12 protein-coding genes and 4 pseudogenes are annotated in these 13,624 nt (G+C 67.8%); 6 read left to right on the forward strand and 10 right to left on the reverse strand.

From position 1 onward, the window contains the following. Positions 1 to 38: 38 nt before the first annotated feature. The gene (locus ACFQE0_RS04490) at positions 39 to 557 is read right to left on the reverse strand and encodes an IclR family transcriptional regulator (RefSeq protein WP_378967474.1); all 519 of its coding nucleotides are present in this window, start codon (positions 555 to 557) and stop codon (positions 39 to 41) included. 122 nt (positions 558 to 679) lie between these two features. Continuing rightward, positions 680 to 793 (reverse strand): annotated as a pseudogene (locus ACFQE0_RS04495) (hypothetical protein); the annotation flags it as partial. Between the two features lie 91 nt (positions 794 to 884). On the opposite strand from ACFQE0_RS04495, the pseudogene ACFQE0_RS04500 reads away from it, so the two are divergent. Together ACFQE0_RS04500 and ACFQE0_RS04505 are read left to right on the forward strand one after the other, a co-directional pair. Next, a pseudogene (locus tag ACFQE0_RS04500) lies at positions 885 to 1,743 on the forward strand (2,4-didehydro-3-deoxy-L-rhamnonate hydrolase). A gap of 110 nt (positions 1,744 to 1,853) precedes the next feature. Then, positions 1,854 to 2,492 (forward strand): annotated as a pseudogene (locus tag ACFQE0_RS04505) (SDR family oxidoreductase); the annotation flags it as partial. A gap of 46 nt (positions 2,493 to 2,538) precedes the next feature. Here ACFQE0_RS04505 and ACFQE0_RS04510 read toward each other — a convergent pair. The 5 genes from ACFQE0_RS04510 to ACFQE0_RS04530 form a co-directional block, all read right to left on the reverse strand. Next, positions 2,539 to 3,168 carry an ammonium transporter gene (locus tag ACFQE0_RS04510; protein ID WP_378967476.1) on the reverse strand — a complete coding sequence of 210 codons (630 nt, stop codon included), beginning with the start codon at positions 3,166 to 3,168 and terminating at the stop codon, positions 2,539 to 2,541. Continuing rightward, entirely contained in the window at positions 3,165 to 3,836 is a 672-nt protein-coding gene (locus tag ACFQE0_RS04515) for an ammonium transporter (protein WP_378967478.1), read from the reverse strand. Before ACFQE0_RS04515 ends, ACFQE0_RS04510 begins: the two co-directional genes overlap by 4 nt. Before the next feature lie 82 nt (positions 3,837 to 3,918). Next, positions 3,919 to 4,890, reverse strand: a complete 972-nt coding sequence (locus ACFQE0_RS04520) for a phosphatase PAP2 family protein (RefSeq protein WP_378967480.1) — start codon at positions 4,888 to 4,890, stop codon at positions 3,919 to 3,921. Further along, the gene (locus ACFQE0_RS04525) at positions 4,880 to 5,059 is read right to left on the reverse strand and encodes a hypothetical protein (RefSeq protein ID WP_378967483.1); all 180 of its coding nucleotides are present in this window, start codon (positions 5,057 to 5,059) and stop codon (positions 4,880 to 4,882) included. The genes ACFQE0_RS04520 and ACFQE0_RS04525 overlap by 11 nt, the downstream gene beginning before the upstream one ends. A 71-nt stretch (positions 5,060 to 5,130) precedes the next feature. Next, positions 5,131 to 5,484 carry a hypothetical protein gene (locus tag ACFQE0_RS04530; protein ID WP_378967485.1) on the reverse strand — a complete coding sequence of 118 codons (354 nt, stop codon included), beginning with the start codon at positions 5,482 to 5,484 and terminating at the stop codon, positions 5,131 to 5,133. 236 nt (positions 5,485 to 5,720) lie between these two features. Between ACFQE0_RS04530 and ACFQE0_RS04535 the strand changes: the two genes are divergently transcribed. Further along, complete coding sequence (locus ACFQE0_RS04535; RefSeq protein ID WP_378967487.1) at positions 5,721 to 7,190, forward strand: sensor histidine kinase; 1,470 nt, start codon at positions 5,721 to 5,723, stop codon at positions 7,188 to 7,190. Next, the gene (locus ACFQE0_RS04540; RefSeq protein ID WP_378967489.1) at positions 7,190 to 7,558 is read left to right on the forward strand and encodes a response regulator; all 369 of its coding nucleotides are present in this window, start codon (positions 7,190 to 7,192) and stop codon (positions 7,556 to 7,558) included. The genes ACFQE0_RS04535 and ACFQE0_RS04540 overlap by 1 nt, the downstream gene beginning before the upstream one ends. Before the next feature lie 4 nt (positions 7,559 to 7,562). Here the strand turns inward: ACFQE0_RS04540 and ACFQE0_RS04545 are convergent, their stop codons facing one another. Next, on the reverse strand, positions 7,563 to 8,282 hold the full coding sequence (locus ACFQE0_RS04545; RefSeq protein ID WP_378967492.1) for an HWE histidine kinase domain-containing protein: 720 nt from the start codon (positions 8,280 to 8,282) through the stop codon (positions 7,563 to 7,565). Positions 8,283 to 8,503: 221 nt separating this feature from the next. Here ACFQE0_RS04545 and ACFQE0_RS04550 point away from each other — a divergent pair, with 221 nt between their 5' ends. Next, a complete protein-coding gene (locus tag ACFQE0_RS04550) occupies positions 8,504 to 8,983 on the forward strand; it encodes an Lrp/AsnC family transcriptional regulator (protein WP_378975263.1) in 480 nt (159 codons plus the stop codon). Between the two features lie 5 nt (positions 8,984 to 8,988). Here the strand turns inward: ACFQE0_RS04550 and ACFQE0_RS04555 are convergent, their stop codons facing one another. Then, positions 8,989 to 9,999 carry a 1-aminocyclopropane-1-carboxylate deaminase gene (locus tag ACFQE0_RS04555; RefSeq protein ID WP_378975265.1) on the reverse strand — a complete coding sequence of 337 codons (1,011 nt, stop codon included), beginning with the start codon at positions 9,997 to 9,999 and terminating at the stop codon, positions 8,989 to 8,991. Positions 10,000 to 10,185: 186 nt separating this feature from the next. Further along, a complete protein-coding gene (locus tag ACFQE0_RS04560; RefSeq protein WP_378967494.1) occupies positions 10,186 to 10,674 on the reverse strand; it encodes an Lrp/AsnC family transcriptional regulator in 489 nt (162 codons plus the stop codon). A gap of 185 nt (positions 10,675 to 10,859) precedes the next feature. On the opposite strand from ACFQE0_RS04560, the pseudogene mdeB reads away from it, so the two are divergent. Next, positions 10,860 to 13,534 (forward strand): annotated as a pseudogene (mdeB, locus tag ACFQE0_RS04565) (alpha-ketoglutarate dehydrogenase). Positions 13,535 to 13,624: the final 90 nt, after the last annotated feature.

The raw sequence follows: 13,624 nt of genomic DNA on the forward strand, positions 1-13,624 counted from the left end.
CGGCTGCCCGATCCACGAGCCCGCCGGGCACTGACCCCTCACCCCGACCAGCCGAGCGCCCGGCTGATCGTGAGGGCAGTGGCGCGCACCTCATCGGTAAGCTGTTCCATCCGCGCGGCATCCATGTACTGCGCCGTACTGGACACGCTGAGCCCGGCCACGATGGCGCCCGAAGCATCGCGGATGGGCGCCGCGACGCAGCGCACCTCAGGCTCGTTCTCCTCGTGGTCGAAGGCGACGCCCCGGCTTGCATAGTCGCGCATCCGCGAGAGCCACGTGTCGAGGTCGCGCGGCGGATGCGCCCCGCGCGCCTCGCCAACCCGGTAGAAGTCACGCCAGCGCGCCTCGCTGAGATCGAGGATCAGCGCCTTGCCGAGCCCCGTCGACCAGACCGGTTGGCGCTCGCCGACCCGCGAACTGATCTCGACCCGCCGCCGCCCGGGAATCTTGTCGAGGTAGAGCGCCGATTCGCCGTCGAGGATGCCGAGATGGATTGTGTCCTCGCAGGTCTCCGCCAAGCGTTCGAGGTGAGGCCGCGCCACCTGTGGCACCGCCATCGTCGATTGCGCGCGGAAGCCGAGCCCATCAGCTTCGGGCCGAGGCCGTACCCCTCCCGGGGGACGAAGGTGAGATAGCGTCGCTCTACGAGGGCGGCGGCGAGCCGATGCGTGGTCGAGCGTGTGGTGCCCAGCGCCGCAGACAGGGCGGGCAAGTCCCGCGCGCCTGCCGCCACCGCTTCGAGCACGTCGAGCCCGCGTAGCAGAGTCTGGCTGCCGGAAACGGATTTCGCCATTGCGCCGTGTTCACCCCGCCATTATCGTCCCACATACAAACAATCAATCCCATAATATGGGATTATCTGTTGTTCAAGGGAGGGACGAACGATGAAGCTTCTGCGCTACGGCCCGGCGGGCCACGAAAAGCCCGGCCTGCTCGACAGCGAGGGGCGCATCCGCGACCTGTCCGGCCATGTCTCCGACATCGACGGCCATTGCCTCGGGGCCGAAGCGCTGGCGCGGCTCGCAGCCCTGGCGCCGGAGAGCCTGCCCATCGTCCAGGGTGAGCCCCGTCTCGGCGTGCCCGTGGCGGGGATCGGCAAGTTCATCGCCATCGGACTGAACTACGCCGACCACGCCGCCGAATCGAACCTGCCGATCCCCTCCGAGCCGGTGGTGTTCACCAAGGCGATCTCGTCGCTGAACGGCCCGAACGATCCCGTGATGCTGCCCAAGGATTCCGTGAAGGGCGATTGGGAGGTCGAGCTCGGCATCGTGATCGGCCGCCGCGCGAGCTACATCGAGGAGGCGGACGCGCTGGCGCATGTCGCGGGCTACTGCCTCGTCAACGATGTGAGCGAGCGCGAATACCAGATCGAGCGCGGCGGCACCTGGGACAAGGGCAAGGGTTGCGACACGTTCGGGCCGGTCGGCCCGTGGCTCGTCACCGCCGACGAGGTCGGCGATCCGCAGGCCCTCGACCTCTGGCTCGACGTGAACGGCAAGCGGATGCAGACCGGGAACACCCGGACGATGATCTTCACCTGCGCGCACATCGTCAGCTACGTGAGCCGCTTCATGACACTGATGCCGGGCGACGTGATCACCACCGGTACCCCCCGGCGTCGGCATGGGTGTGAAGCCCCAGCCGGTCTACCTGAAGCCCGGCGACGTGATGACGCTCGGCATCGAGAAGCTCGGGCAGCAGCGTCAGGACGTGCTCGCCTGGCAGCGGCGGGAGGGCTGAGCCATGACCTTCGCGAACCGCTTCGCCGGGCGCCGGGCCATCGTCACCGGGGGGCGGCGGGCATCGGCCTCGCCGTCGCCACCCGCCTGACGGACGAGGGCGCCCGGGTGAGCCTGTGGGACATGAATGCCGGGGCCCTGGCCTCGGCTCAGGCCGCGATCGGCGCCGCCGACGTCCAGGCCCTCGACATCACCGATGCCGAGGCCGTGGGCCGGGCGATGGCGGGAAGCCTCGCCGCGCTCGGCGGACTCGACGTGATGGTGTGCAGCGCCGGGATCACCGGGCCGAACGGACCCGTGAAGGACTATTCCGCGGAGGCGTGGCGCCGGGTCATCGACGTGAACCTGACCGGCCTGTTCTACTGCAACCAAGCGGCCGTCCCCGCCATGGAGCAGGGCGGCTATGGCCGCATCGTCAACGTCGCCTCCATCGCGGGCAAGGAGGGCAACCCCAACGCCTCCGCCTACTCGGCCTCCAAGGCGGGGGTGATCGGCTTCACCAAGTCACTCGGCAAGGAACTCGCCGGGACCGGGATCCGCGTGAACTGCGTGACCCCGGCGGCCGTGCGCACGGCGATCTTCGACCAGATGAGCGACGAGCACATCGCCTTCATGCTGTCGAAGATCCCGATGGGCCGGTTCGGGGGCATCGAGGAGGTATCCTCGCTGATCTGCTGGCTCGCCAGCGAGGAGGCCTCGTTCTCCACCGGAGCCGTGTTCGACGTCTCCGGTGGGCGTGCCACGTACTAGAGCATTTTCTTGCGCCGAACCGGCGTCCCCTTCAGCGGAAAATGCTCTAGGCGGTGAACTCGTAGGCGCGTTCGCCGTGGCTCGCGAGGTCGAGCCCGTCATGCTCGGCCTCCTGATCGACCCGCAGCGGCGTCACGAGGCCGAGCGCCCGGCCGAGACCGTAGGTGGCGACGCCCGACCACAGGGCCACCACCACGACGGCCAGCACCTGCACGCCCAACTGGTCGAGCACGGTGCGGCCTTCCGCGAGGCCGACACCGCCGAGACCGGCCGGGACGAAGACCGCCAGCAGCAGCGAGCCGAGGATGCCGCCGACTCCGTGAACGGCGAACACGTCCAGCGAATCGTCGATGACGAGGCGGTGCTTCACGAACAGGGTCACGAAGAAGCACACGAGCCCGCCCGCGAGGCCGATGAGCAGAGCCGCCGCCGGTGAGACGTAGCCCGCCGCCGGGGTGATGGTGGCGAGGCCCGCCACGCAGCCCGTGACGATGCCGATGGAGGTCGGCTTGCGGATCTTCACCCATTCGGCCGCCGTCCAGGCCAGGGCGCCCGCGGAAGCCGAGAGATGCGTGACGAGGATGGCGTTGCCCGCGCTCGCATCCGCCGCCAGCGCGCTGCCGCCGTTGAAGCCGAACCAGCCGACCCAGAGCATGCCGGCGCCCATCATCGTCATGCCGGGGCTGTGCGGCGGCTGAAGCGTCGAGGGAAGCCCCGGCGACGGCCGACCATGAGGGCCAGAAGCAAGGCCGAGACGCCCGCCGTGGTGTGGACCACGATGCCGCCCGCGAAATCCATCGTGCCCAGGGCGGCGAGCCAGCCGCCGCCCCAGATCCAATGCGCCACCGGCACGTATACGACGAGCATCCACAGGGCCGAGAACAGGGCGACGAAGGGGAAGGCCACCCGCTCGGGGAAGGCGCCGATGATGAGCGCGGGCGTGATGACCGCGAAGGTCATCTGGTAGAGCGCGAAGACGGTCTCCGGCAGAACGGTCGCCGGGCGAACCGGATCGAGATGGGCCAGGAACGCCTTTCCCAGCCCCCCAAGCCAGGCCCCGTCGCCATCGAAGACGAGGCTGTAGCCGCAGACGGCCCAGAGCACCGAGACGATGCAGCAGATCGCGAAGCACTGCATCAGCACCGAGAGCACGTTCCGCGCATGGACCAGCCCGCCATAGAACAGGGCGAGGCCCGGCAGCGTCATGAACAGCACGAGTGCCGAGGAGGTCAGGATCCAGGCCGTGCTGCCGGTATCGGGCGCAGCCGGAGCGGCGAGGCTGGGCGTGGCGGACAAGGTAAGCAGCGTGACGCCGGGCACGACCCGCGCGAGAATGGGCAGCATTCGAAAAACCTTCGAGTGAACTGCCCCGCTCTCAAGCAGATTGCCTAGTGATGAGGCAAGCGCACAAATGCCCTCGGAAGCATCACTGCGCAAAAAGTCGCGCGTTGCCCACTTCGGCGGCGGGGACCGAGCTCGGCACGTCCTGCAGGGGCGCCGTCACCGGGCCGCGGGCAAACCAGCGTGCGGCCAGGATCGCGACGACCGCGATGGCGAGCCCGGCGATGACGTCCACGAAATAATGGCCGCCATCGATTGGCGTAGAGGCAACGAGCAGCCCGTTGAGGACCAGGGCGGGCAGACGTGCCCAGCGAAGGCTCCAGAAGGCCCAGAGGAACAGGGCACCGAGCGTCGCGTGGAAGCTCGGGAAGGTGATGATACCTTCCAGCGTGTCGAGGGAGATCGTGTGGAACGAACCGTCGCGCAGGCCCGCGAGATGCGCCACATGGGCATAGGCGGCGGCGGGCTGGAGGTGCGAGAAATCCTCCGGCTTGAGATGCAGGTACACGAAATTCGCCATGGCCGGGGTCAGTCCCGAGATCAGGATCGTGACCGTCCCGGACAGGCAGAAGGCGAGAACGAATTGCCGGAGGACGGCCAGTCGGCCCACGAACCCGAGCAGGATGACGACGAGCATCATCTGCGCCATCAGGCTGCGATAGGCGAGGGTCATCGCGAAGCCGAGCTTCGGATGCGCATCGACCCAGCCGAGATAGGTCCGCCAATCCAGGCCGAGGGCCTGATCCCAGCCATAGAAGGTCGAATCCCAGAGTGCCCCGCCCGTTGCGGCGACCGCGTAGGACAGGGGCGCCGCGCAGGCCCCGAAGGCGATGACCTGCGCGAGCGCGGTCAGGGTGTCGGCGATGCGCGGCTCGGGTCGCCACGTCCGGTAGAAGGCCGCGAGCACCGCAAGCCCGGCGCAGGCGCCGACAGTGAGGGCGGCGCTGTCCCAGGCGAAGTTCAGCCCTGCCACGCGCATCCAGACGAGGGTCACGAGGATGATCGCGCCGATCAGGCACCACGTGCAGGTGCCGGGCGACAGCCGCTCAGCGCGCATGGCGATCGGGTTGGTTCGCGGCGTCTCGCGTGAAGCCGGTGGGCTTGGAGCCGTTGAACGGCGCGAAGGCCGGGTAGATGCACACCGACACGACCAGCGCCAGCAGGACCATCTCGGTCAGGGAGAGCGTGCGGGCCGAAGGCCGGGGCGCGGGCTTCTCGACTTGCACGGACTCGTCTCACGCCAGCCACGAAGCTGCGAGTTAGGCACGCACCGGTTAATCGCACGTTGCAGTTGCAGTTACCGCTCGATCGGACCGAGCCCGATCTTGATCGCCTGACGGTTCGGGCGTCCGAAGCGCAGCACCGCCTGCTCCAAATAGTCGATCGCATCCACGAGGTGGGCGCGGGCGGCGGTAATGTCCTCCTCGTCGTCGGGAGGCGTTTCTGCGAGCTCCACCGCGGCGATCAGCACGCGGTCGCGCTCGTCCTCGATACGCGGGTCGCGTTCGAGATACAGGCGAACGTCGGCATCGTAGGCCTCGATCACCGCCCAGGGCAGCGCGTCCTTGGCGATGGCCCCCGGAAAGCGCTGGGCTTGGCGGCGCGCCGCCTCGGCAGCGCGGGCGACAGGGTCGGCAAGCGTCATGACCATTCCCGCGCTGTCCCTCACACCTCGGCAGTGACAGCCGATCCGCCCCTTGGCAACGCCCCGGCCCCTCGGTGGAGACGTTCGGTCGCGCTACGGCGCACGCGCAAAATGCAACGCTGTCCGGGAGAGCCTTGCCGCTGACCGGGATACTCGCCCTGCCCACATCGCGCCGACGTCATATCCATGGGGGAGTGGCGAGGACATGGTGCTGCGATCCTTCGAGCGGCGTTGAAGGGCCTATGGACGATGCCGACAGCATAGACGGGCTCCGTCGTCGCCTCGTTGCGGCAGAGGCGGCGCTGCGCGCGCGGGAGGCCCGCGATGCGGCCGCGCGGGAGGATGACGAACGCTACCGCTCGCTATTCCAGAACATGGGCCAGGGCTATTGCGATCTTGGCCTCGTCCGCGATGCGAAGGGCCGGGCCTTCGATCAGATCTTCCTCGAACTGAACCCCGCCTTCGAGCGGCTGTTCGGGGTGGCGGTCGCACAGGCGAAGGGCAGCACCGCCCACGAGTTGTTCCCCTCCCTTGATGCCCGCTGGTACGAGGCGCTCGACCGGTCCCTCCGGCTCGGGCGGCCCGAGCAGATCGAGTACGAGTTCGCTGCCCTCGGCCGCTGGTTCGAAGTCTTCATCTACCCGCGCGGGCACGACCGCCTCACCGTGCTGTACGAGGATATCACCGCCCGTAAGCGCGCCGAACTCGCGTTGCGCGAGAGCGAGGAGCGGCACCGCGTCCTGCTGGAGGGCATTCCGCAACTCGTCTGGCGCGCGGCGGCGGACGGCGCCTGGACCTGGTCGAGCCGACAATGGCAGGAATTCACGGGGCAATCCCATGGGGAGAGCCTCGGCTTCGGCTGGCTCGTCGCGCTCCATCCCGACGACCGCGATGCGGCCCTGGACTTTTGGCAAGGTGCCAAGGGTCTCGGGCAATTGAAGATGGACAGCCGCCTCCTGTCCGCGAGGGAAGGCCGCTATCGCTGGTTCCAGACACGCGCCACGCCGGTCCGCGACGCGAGCGGTCGCATCGTCGAATGGCTCGGCACCTCCAGCGATGTGGACGACCTGCGCTCCATGCAGGATCGCCAGCAGATCCTCGTCCACGAATTGCAGCATCGGACCCGCAACCTGATCGCGGTGGTGGACGGCATCGCGCGCCAGACTTTCGATCACACCGGCCCGAACGAGCGCTTCATCGATCAATTCAATGACCGGTTGGTCGCCCTGGCGCGCGTACAAGATCTGCTCGCGAACTCGGATGCGGAGAGCGTCTCCATCGGCGACATCGTAGGGCGCGAACTCGACGCCCTCGGCGCGCCCCTGTCGGGCAAGGGGGTGCGGATCGAGGGGCCGCGGATCCGGCTGCGCAGCGGCGTGGTCCAGACCATCGCGCTTGCCATCCACGAACTCGCGACCAATGCCCGGAAATACGGAGCACTCGCCAACGACCGGGGGCACCTGAGCGTGACCTGGGAGATCGTGCAATCCGGGGGCCGGACTTGGCTTTCGCTGGTCTGGATGGAGACGGGCCTCGATCCGGAGCGGGGGGCGGGCGGGCGCGCGAGCCGCAGCGGCTACGGCCGGGAACTGATCGAGCAAGCCCTGCCCTTTGCCCTGGGTGCACGCACGGATTACTGGCTGGACGAGGCGGAGGTGCGCTGCACGATCGCCCTCCCCCTGGATCAGGTCGGCAAGGAGGAGACGTCCTGATGGACGCGATGCGTCTCGCTGCCCGCGCCATCCTCTTGGTCGAGGACGAGTATTTCGTGATGCGGCGCCTGCTGAAGGCACTGGAGGAGAGCGGCGCCACGGTGGTCGGCCCCGCCTCCAGCGTCGCCGCAGCGCTAACGCTCCTCGACGGGGACGCCGCGATCGATGCGGCCATCCTCGACGTGAACCTGCTGGGTGAGATGGTCTTCCCCGTCGCCGACACCCTGGCCGCACGGGGCATCCCCTTCGCCTTCGCAACGGGCTACGACCCCGATGTGATCCCCGCACGGCATGCGGCCATTCCGTTGCTGCGTAAGCCGGTGGACCCGGCGCTGGCCGCCCGCGCGCTCTTCCCGCAGGCGGGGTGAGACCTCACTCCCCGTTGGCCCCTCCCTCGCCCTCGTCCGGCACGAGGTTTCCGACCCGGGACGAGAACGGGCAGCACAACGTCCAGCACAATCCATCCGGCTCGAACACAAGGGTCGTCCGCCCGCCGAGATCGTGCCCGACCATCTGGGTCAGCACCTCCGTACCGAAGCCGTGCCGGACCGGCGTGGCGAGGATGGCCCGCGAGGATTCCTTCCATGTCAGGAACAGGGTCGGCTCCGCCCCCTCCGCCTCGACGCGCCAGGAGACCTCGATCCGGCCCGTCGGATTCGTCGCTGCCCCGAACTCGACCGCGTTGACCGCCAATTCGTGAATGGCCAATCCGAAGATCTGCGCAGCTCGGGGGCGTAGCCGGATCGCTGGTCCGCTCAGGAGCAGGCGGTCCCCCTCCTGGAGGGTATAGGTCAGCAATTCCTCGGCGATGGCCGCGTGCAGGCTCACATCCCCTGTATGGTCGATGGCGACATGCATGCGCACGATGGCGTCGAGCCGGTCGCGGAGATGGGCCGCGTAATCGGAGGCCTCCTCGCGCGCCTCGGCGGAACGCTGGATGACGTCTCGCACGAGGCCGAGGGTCGTGCGCAGACGGTGGCGCAACTCGGCCGGTGTGTCACGGCGATCGAGAAGCAGGCGAAGGCGGGCATTGTCCGCTTCGAGTTCGGCGTTGCGCCGGATCAGCGCGTCGTTCGCCTTGTCGGAGTTCATCCGGGCCTCGCGGGTAAGCCTCTTGTCCTCGGCACCCGGCTTCAGGGGCCACGCACCTTGGACAACCAACCTCTTCCGCTAAGCGATCCGGAGCAAATACAACCTATGGGCGAATTGCGCCTCGCCATCCGGGCACGACGCTTGCCAAGCTGGGAAGGACGGGGCCACCCTTGCGGGGCTATGGCCTTCCTTGCAGATCGCTTCCTTTCGGCAGGCAGATGATGAAAGAGACTTCCATTCCCGACGAGCTCGACCGCATGGATGTGAAGATCCTGCGGCTGCTGCAGGCGGATGGCCGTCTCGCTAACGCGGATCTCGCCGTACGGGTGAATACCAGCGCCGCCACCTGCCACCGCCGGACGCAGCGCCTGTTCGAGGCGGGCTACATTCGTGGCGTGCGGGCCGAGATCGCCCCGGAGAAGATCGGACGGGGCTCCCTCGTGATCGTGGGCGTGGTGCTGGATCGGTCGACGCCCGAGAGCTTCGAGGCGTTCGAGCAGGCGGTGTCCGGCCTGCCGACCGTGCTGGATTGCCACCTCGTGGCGGGGGATTTCGACTACTTCCTGAAGGTCCGCGTCCGCGACATGGCCGATTTCAACCGGCTTCACAGCGACACGCTGATCCGCCTGCCCGGCGTCCGTCAGACGCGAACCTTCTTCGTGATGAAGGAGGTCGTCGATAACGCCCCCCTCGCCTTCTGAGCGGATCAGCCGTTGCGGAAGGTGTAGCTGTAGCCGTTGAGCGCCGGGGCGCCGCCGAGATGGGCGTAGAGCACCTTCGAGCCCTTGGGGAAGAAGCCCTTCTTCACGAGATCGATCATGCCCTGCATCGACTTACCCTCGTAGACCGGGTCGGTGATCATGCCTTCCAGCCGGGCCGAAAGGCGGATCGCCTCGACGGTCTCCTTCGAGGGCACGCCGTAGACCGGGTAGGCGTAGTCTTCGTTGATGACCACGTCCTCGTCCGCGACGGAGGCCGCGCCGATCAGCTCGGCGGTGTTCCGGGCAATCGAGAGCACTTGGGCCTTGGTCTGAGCCGGGGTGCAGGAGGCGTCGATGCCGATGACGTTGCGGGCGCGCCCATCGGCGCCGAAGCCCACGACCATGCCGGCATGGGTCGAACCGGTGACGGTGCAGACGACGATGTAGTCGAAATGCACGCCCATCTCCTTCTCCTGGGCGCGCACTTCCTCGGCGAAGCCGACATAGCCCAGGCCGCCGAACTTGTGCACCGAGGCACCGGCGGGGATCGCGTAGGGCTTGCCGCCCTCGGCCTCGACTTCGGCCAGGGCGCGCTTCCAGCTATCGCGGATGCCGATGTCGAACCCGTCATCGACGAGCTGCGCCTCTGCGCCCATCAAGCGCGACAGGAGGATGTTGCCGACGCGGTCGTAGACGGCATCCTCGTGCGGCACCCAGGCTTCCTGGATCAGGCGGCACTTCAGGCCGAGCTTGGCGGCCACTGCGGCGACCATACGGGTGTGGTTCGACTGCACGCCACCGATCGAGACAAGCGTATCGGCGCCGGAGGCCAGGGCGTCCGGCACGATGTATTCGAGCTTGCGCAGCTTGTTGCCGCCATAGGCGAGACCGGAATTGCAATCCTCGCGCTTGGCATAGATCTCGACACCGCCGCCGAGATGGGCCGAGAGGCGCTTCAGGGGCTCGATCGGCGTCGGGCCGAAGGTGAGGGGATAGCGCTCGAACCCGGACAGCATGGACATGGCGAACTTCCTCTCCGGCCCCAGCGGCCGACCTGAATGCGATGAGGGAAGATTAGCTGATCAGCCGCGAAATGTGCTTGCAAACTTTCTCGTATTTTTGCGCCCTATGACGGCTCAATCCAATTCTGACTGCAATATCATTTGAAAATGACCACATAGGTGGAAGCTTCTTCCAAACGCTCATCGCTGCAGGTGCCCGAGCGGCAGGGCGGTCGTGTACTTCACTTGGCCGAGGGCGAAGCTGGAGCGGATGCTCGCCACCCCCGGGATGCGGGTGAGATGGTCGAGCACCAGTTGCTGGTACTGGCTCAAGTCCTCCAGCACGACGCGCAGCAGGTAATCGGCCTCGCCGCTCATCAGGTAGCATTCCATCACCTCCGGGCGGGACCGGACGGCCTCGTCGAAGGCTTGCAACGCGGCCTGGGTCTGCTTCTCCAGCGAGACATGCACGAACACGTTCACGGGCAGGCCGACACTCAGCGGATCGACCACCGCGACGCAGCCGCGAATGACGCCCGCCGCCTTCAGGTCGTTCACCCGCCGCCAGCACGGCGAGGTCGAGAGGCCGACGGATTCGGCCAAGTCCGACGTGCTGATCTCGCTGTTCTGCTGAAGGCGCTCGAGGATGCGCAGGCTCGCCGGATCGAGGATGGGCGACCGAGTGGCCATTTTTTCCGTTTCTCCGCACCAATGACGGCCGAACGCGCGCTCACCGGCCTCTTTGCGGCATAGCATACCTTGAAGCCCTGGAAACACGGTCGATCTTGCCTATCGCAGCGGAGCCGATGCCCGAATCCGGCAACACTTCCCTCACGCGTGCCTTTATTGTCCCATGAAACCAGGGAGGCCGCCCCATGAATGCCGTTCCGTCCAAGACCACGATCGCGCGGTCGGCGGAGGTCGATACCGATCCGGTGGAGACAGCCGATTGGGTGGCGGCGCTGGATTCGCTGTTCCGGATGGAAGGCCCGGCGCGGGCGCGCTTCATCCTCGACCGGCTGGAGCGCCGTTCGAAGGAGATCGGCCTGTCCGAGGAGGCGCTGCCCTACTCGCCCTACCGGAACACGATCCCCCTGGAGAAGCAGCCGCGCTATCCCGGCGACCTCGACATCGAGGAGCGGCTGACCTCGATCATCCGCTGGAACGCGCTGGCCATGGTGGTGCGCGCCAACATGGCCTACGGCGAACTCGGCGGGCACGTGGCGAGCTACGCCTCCGCCGCCGAACTGTTCGAGGTCGGCTTCAACCACTTCTTCAAGGGTGGCGCGGACGGAGACCTCGTCTACTTCCAGCCGCACTCGGCACCGGGCGTCTATGCCCGCGCCTTCCTCGACGGGCGGCTCTCCGAGAACCAGCTGAAGCATTACCGCCAGGAGATTTCCGGCGACGGCCTGTGCTCCTATCCGCATCCCTGGCTGATGCCGGATTTCTGGCAGGTGCCTACCGGCTCCATGGGCATCGGGCCGATCCATTCGGTCTATCAGGCGCGCTTCATGCGCTACCTGTCCGACCGCGGCCTCGCCGACACCGCCGGCCGCCATGTCTGGGGCGTGTTCGGCGACGGCGAGATGGACGAGCCGGAATCGATCGCGGGCCTGTCGCTCGCCGCGCGCGAGAACCTCGACAACCTGACCTTCGTCATCAACTGCAACCTGCAGCGGCTCGACGGCCCGGTGCGCGGCAACGGACAGATCATCCAGGAACTGGAGAACCTGTTCCGCGGCGCGGGCTGGAACGTCATCAAGGTGCTGTGGGGCTCGGAATGGGACGGGATCTTCGCCCGGGACACCAACCACGCCCTGTTGCGCCGCTTCGCCGAGACGGTGGACGGCAAGTATCAGACGCTGGGCGCCAAGGACGGCGCCTACAACCTCGCTCACTTCTTCGGTGAGGATCCGGAGGTGCGCGGCTCGTCGCCCACATGTCCGACGCCGATGTCGACCGGCTGAAGCGCGGCGGGCATGATTTCCGCAAGCTCTACGCGGCCTTCGCCGCCGCGAAGGCGACCAAGGGCCGCCCGACGGTGATCCTGGCCAAGACCAAGAAGGGCTACGGCATGGGTGGCGCGGGCGAATCGCGCATGACCGCCCATCAGGCGAAGAAGCTCGACGTGGACGCCCTGCGCGCCTTCCGCGACCGCTTCGCCCTGCCCCTCACCGACGCGCAGGTCGAGGCGCTGGACTTTTACAAGCCCGCCGAGGACGGCGCCGAGATGCGCTACCTGCGCGAGCGCCGCGACAGCCTCGGCGGCATGCTGCCCGCCCGCCGCCGCACCGCGCCGACCGTGCCGGTGCCTCCGCTCTCGACCTATGCCGCCTTCGCCCTGGAGGCGGGCGGCAAGGAGATGTCGACCACCACCGCCGTGGTCCGCCTGTTCGGCAACCTCCTGAAGCACAAGGATCTCGGGCCCCGCATCGTGCCGATCGTCGCCGACGAGGCGCGCACCTTCGGCATGGCGAACCTGTTCCGGCAGGTCGGCATCTACGCGCCGCAGGGCCAGCTCTACGAGCCGGAGGATGCCGGCTCGATGCTCTATTACCGCGAGGCTCGCGACGGGCAGTTGCTGGAAGAGGGCATCACGGAAGCGGGCGCCATCTCGTCCTGGACGGCGGCGGCCACGAGCTACAGCGTGCACGGCCTGTCGATGCTGCCGTTCTACATCTACTATTCGATGTTCGGCTTCCAGCGGGTCGGCGACCTGATCTGGGCGGCGGCGGACCAGCGGGCGCGGGGCTTCCTCATCGGCGCAACGGCCGGGCGCACGACGCTGGGCGGCGAGGGCCTTCAGCACCAGGACGGGTCGAGCCACATGCAGGCGGCGGCGATTCCGAACTGCCGCGCCTATGACCCCGCCTTCGCCTACGAAATGGCGGTGATCGTCGATCACGGCGTGCGCGGCATGATGGAAGAGGGGGTGGACGAGTTCTACTACCTCACCGCCATGAACGAGAACTACGCCCAGCCCTCCATGCCGGCGGGCGCCGAGGCGGACATCCTCAAGGGCCTGTACCGCCTCTCCGGACCGGAGACCGGGACGGGCGCGGTGCGCCTCCTCGGCTCGGGCGCGATCCTGCCGGAGGTCATCGCCGCCGCTGAGATGCTGAAGCGCGATTGGGGCGTCGAGGCCGAGGTGTTCAGCGCCACGAGCTTCAGCGAACTCGCCCGCGACGCCCAGACCGCCGAGCGACAGGCCCGGCTCAACCCCGAAACCGAGGCCCCCCGGAGCCATGTCGCCAAGCTCCTGCCCGGCTCTGCGCCGATTATCGCCGCGACCGACTATGTCCGTGCCTATCCGCAGCTGATCGCCTCCTATGTCGCCGCCCGGTTCGTGGCGCTCGGCACCGACGGGTTCGGACGCAGCGACACCCGCAACGAGTTGCGCCGCTTCTTCGAGGTGGACCGCCAGCACGTGGTGATCGCGGCCCTCCACGCCCTGAGCGAGGCGGGCAGCGTGCCCCGCGCCAAGGTCGCCGAGGCGATCCGCCACTACGGTATCGACCAGGCCGCCCCGGCGCCCTGGACCCTCTGACGCCCCGCAAGGCCACCACTCCCCTCGCGTATTTCGCGAGGGGAGCCGGATCACGCCCGCCCAACGCGTACCCTTCTCCCGAGGACGACC

The organism is Methylobacterium komagatae, assembly GCF_042661665.1.
GTDB lineage: Bacteria > Pseudomonadota > Alphaproteobacteria > Rhizobiales > Beijerinckiaceae > Methylobacterium > Methylobacterium komagatae.

Excerpts from the sequence above, each read along its gene's own strand:
- ACFQE0_RS04530 (WP_378967485.1), bottom strand. The coding sequence starts at position 5,484 with ATGGTCATGACGCTTGCCGACCCTGTCGCCCGCGCTGCCGAGGCGGCG.
- ACFQE0_RS04490 (WP_378967474.1), bottom strand. The coding sequence starts at position 557 with ATGGCGGTGCCACAGGTGGCGCGGCCTCACCTCGAACGCTTGGCGGAG.
- ACFQE0_RS04515 (WP_378967478.1), bottom strand. The coding sequence starts at position 3,836 with ATGCTGCCCATTCTCGCGCGGGTCGTGCCCGGCGTCACGCTGCTTACC.
- ACFQE0_RS04560 (WP_378967494.1), bottom strand. The coding sequence starts at position 10,674 with ATGGCCACTCGGTCGCCCATCCTCGATCCGGCGAGCCTGCGCATCCTC.
- ACFQE0_RS04555 (WP_378975265.1), bottom strand. The coding sequence starts at position 9,999 with ATGCTGTCCGGGTTCGAGCGCTATCCCCTCACCTTCGGCCCGACGCCG.
- ACFQE0_RS04535 (WP_378967487.1), top strand. The coding sequence starts at position 5,721 with ATGGACGATGCCGACAGCATAGACGGGCTCCGTCGTCGCCTCGTTGCG.
- ACFQE0_RS04545 (WP_378967492.1), bottom strand. The coding sequence starts at position 8,282 with ATGAACTCCGACAAGGCGAACGACGCGCTGATCCGGCGCAACGCCGAA.
- ACFQE0_RS04510 (WP_378967476.1), bottom strand. The coding sequence starts at position 3,168 with ATGACGATGATGGGCGCCGGCATGCTCTGGGTCGGCTGGTTCGGCTTC.
- ACFQE0_RS04520 (WP_378967480.1), bottom strand. The coding sequence starts at position 4,890 with ATGCGCGCTGAGCGGCTGTCGCCCGGCACCTGCACGTGGTGCCTGATC.
- ACFQE0_RS04550 (WP_378975263.1), top strand. The coding sequence starts at position 8,504 with ATGAAAGAGACTTCCATTCCCGACGAGCTCGACCGCATGGATGTGAAG.
- ACFQE0_RS04540 (WP_378967489.1), top strand. The coding sequence starts at position 7,190 with ATGGACGCGATGCGTCTCGCTGCCCGCGCCATCCTCTTGGTCGAGGAC.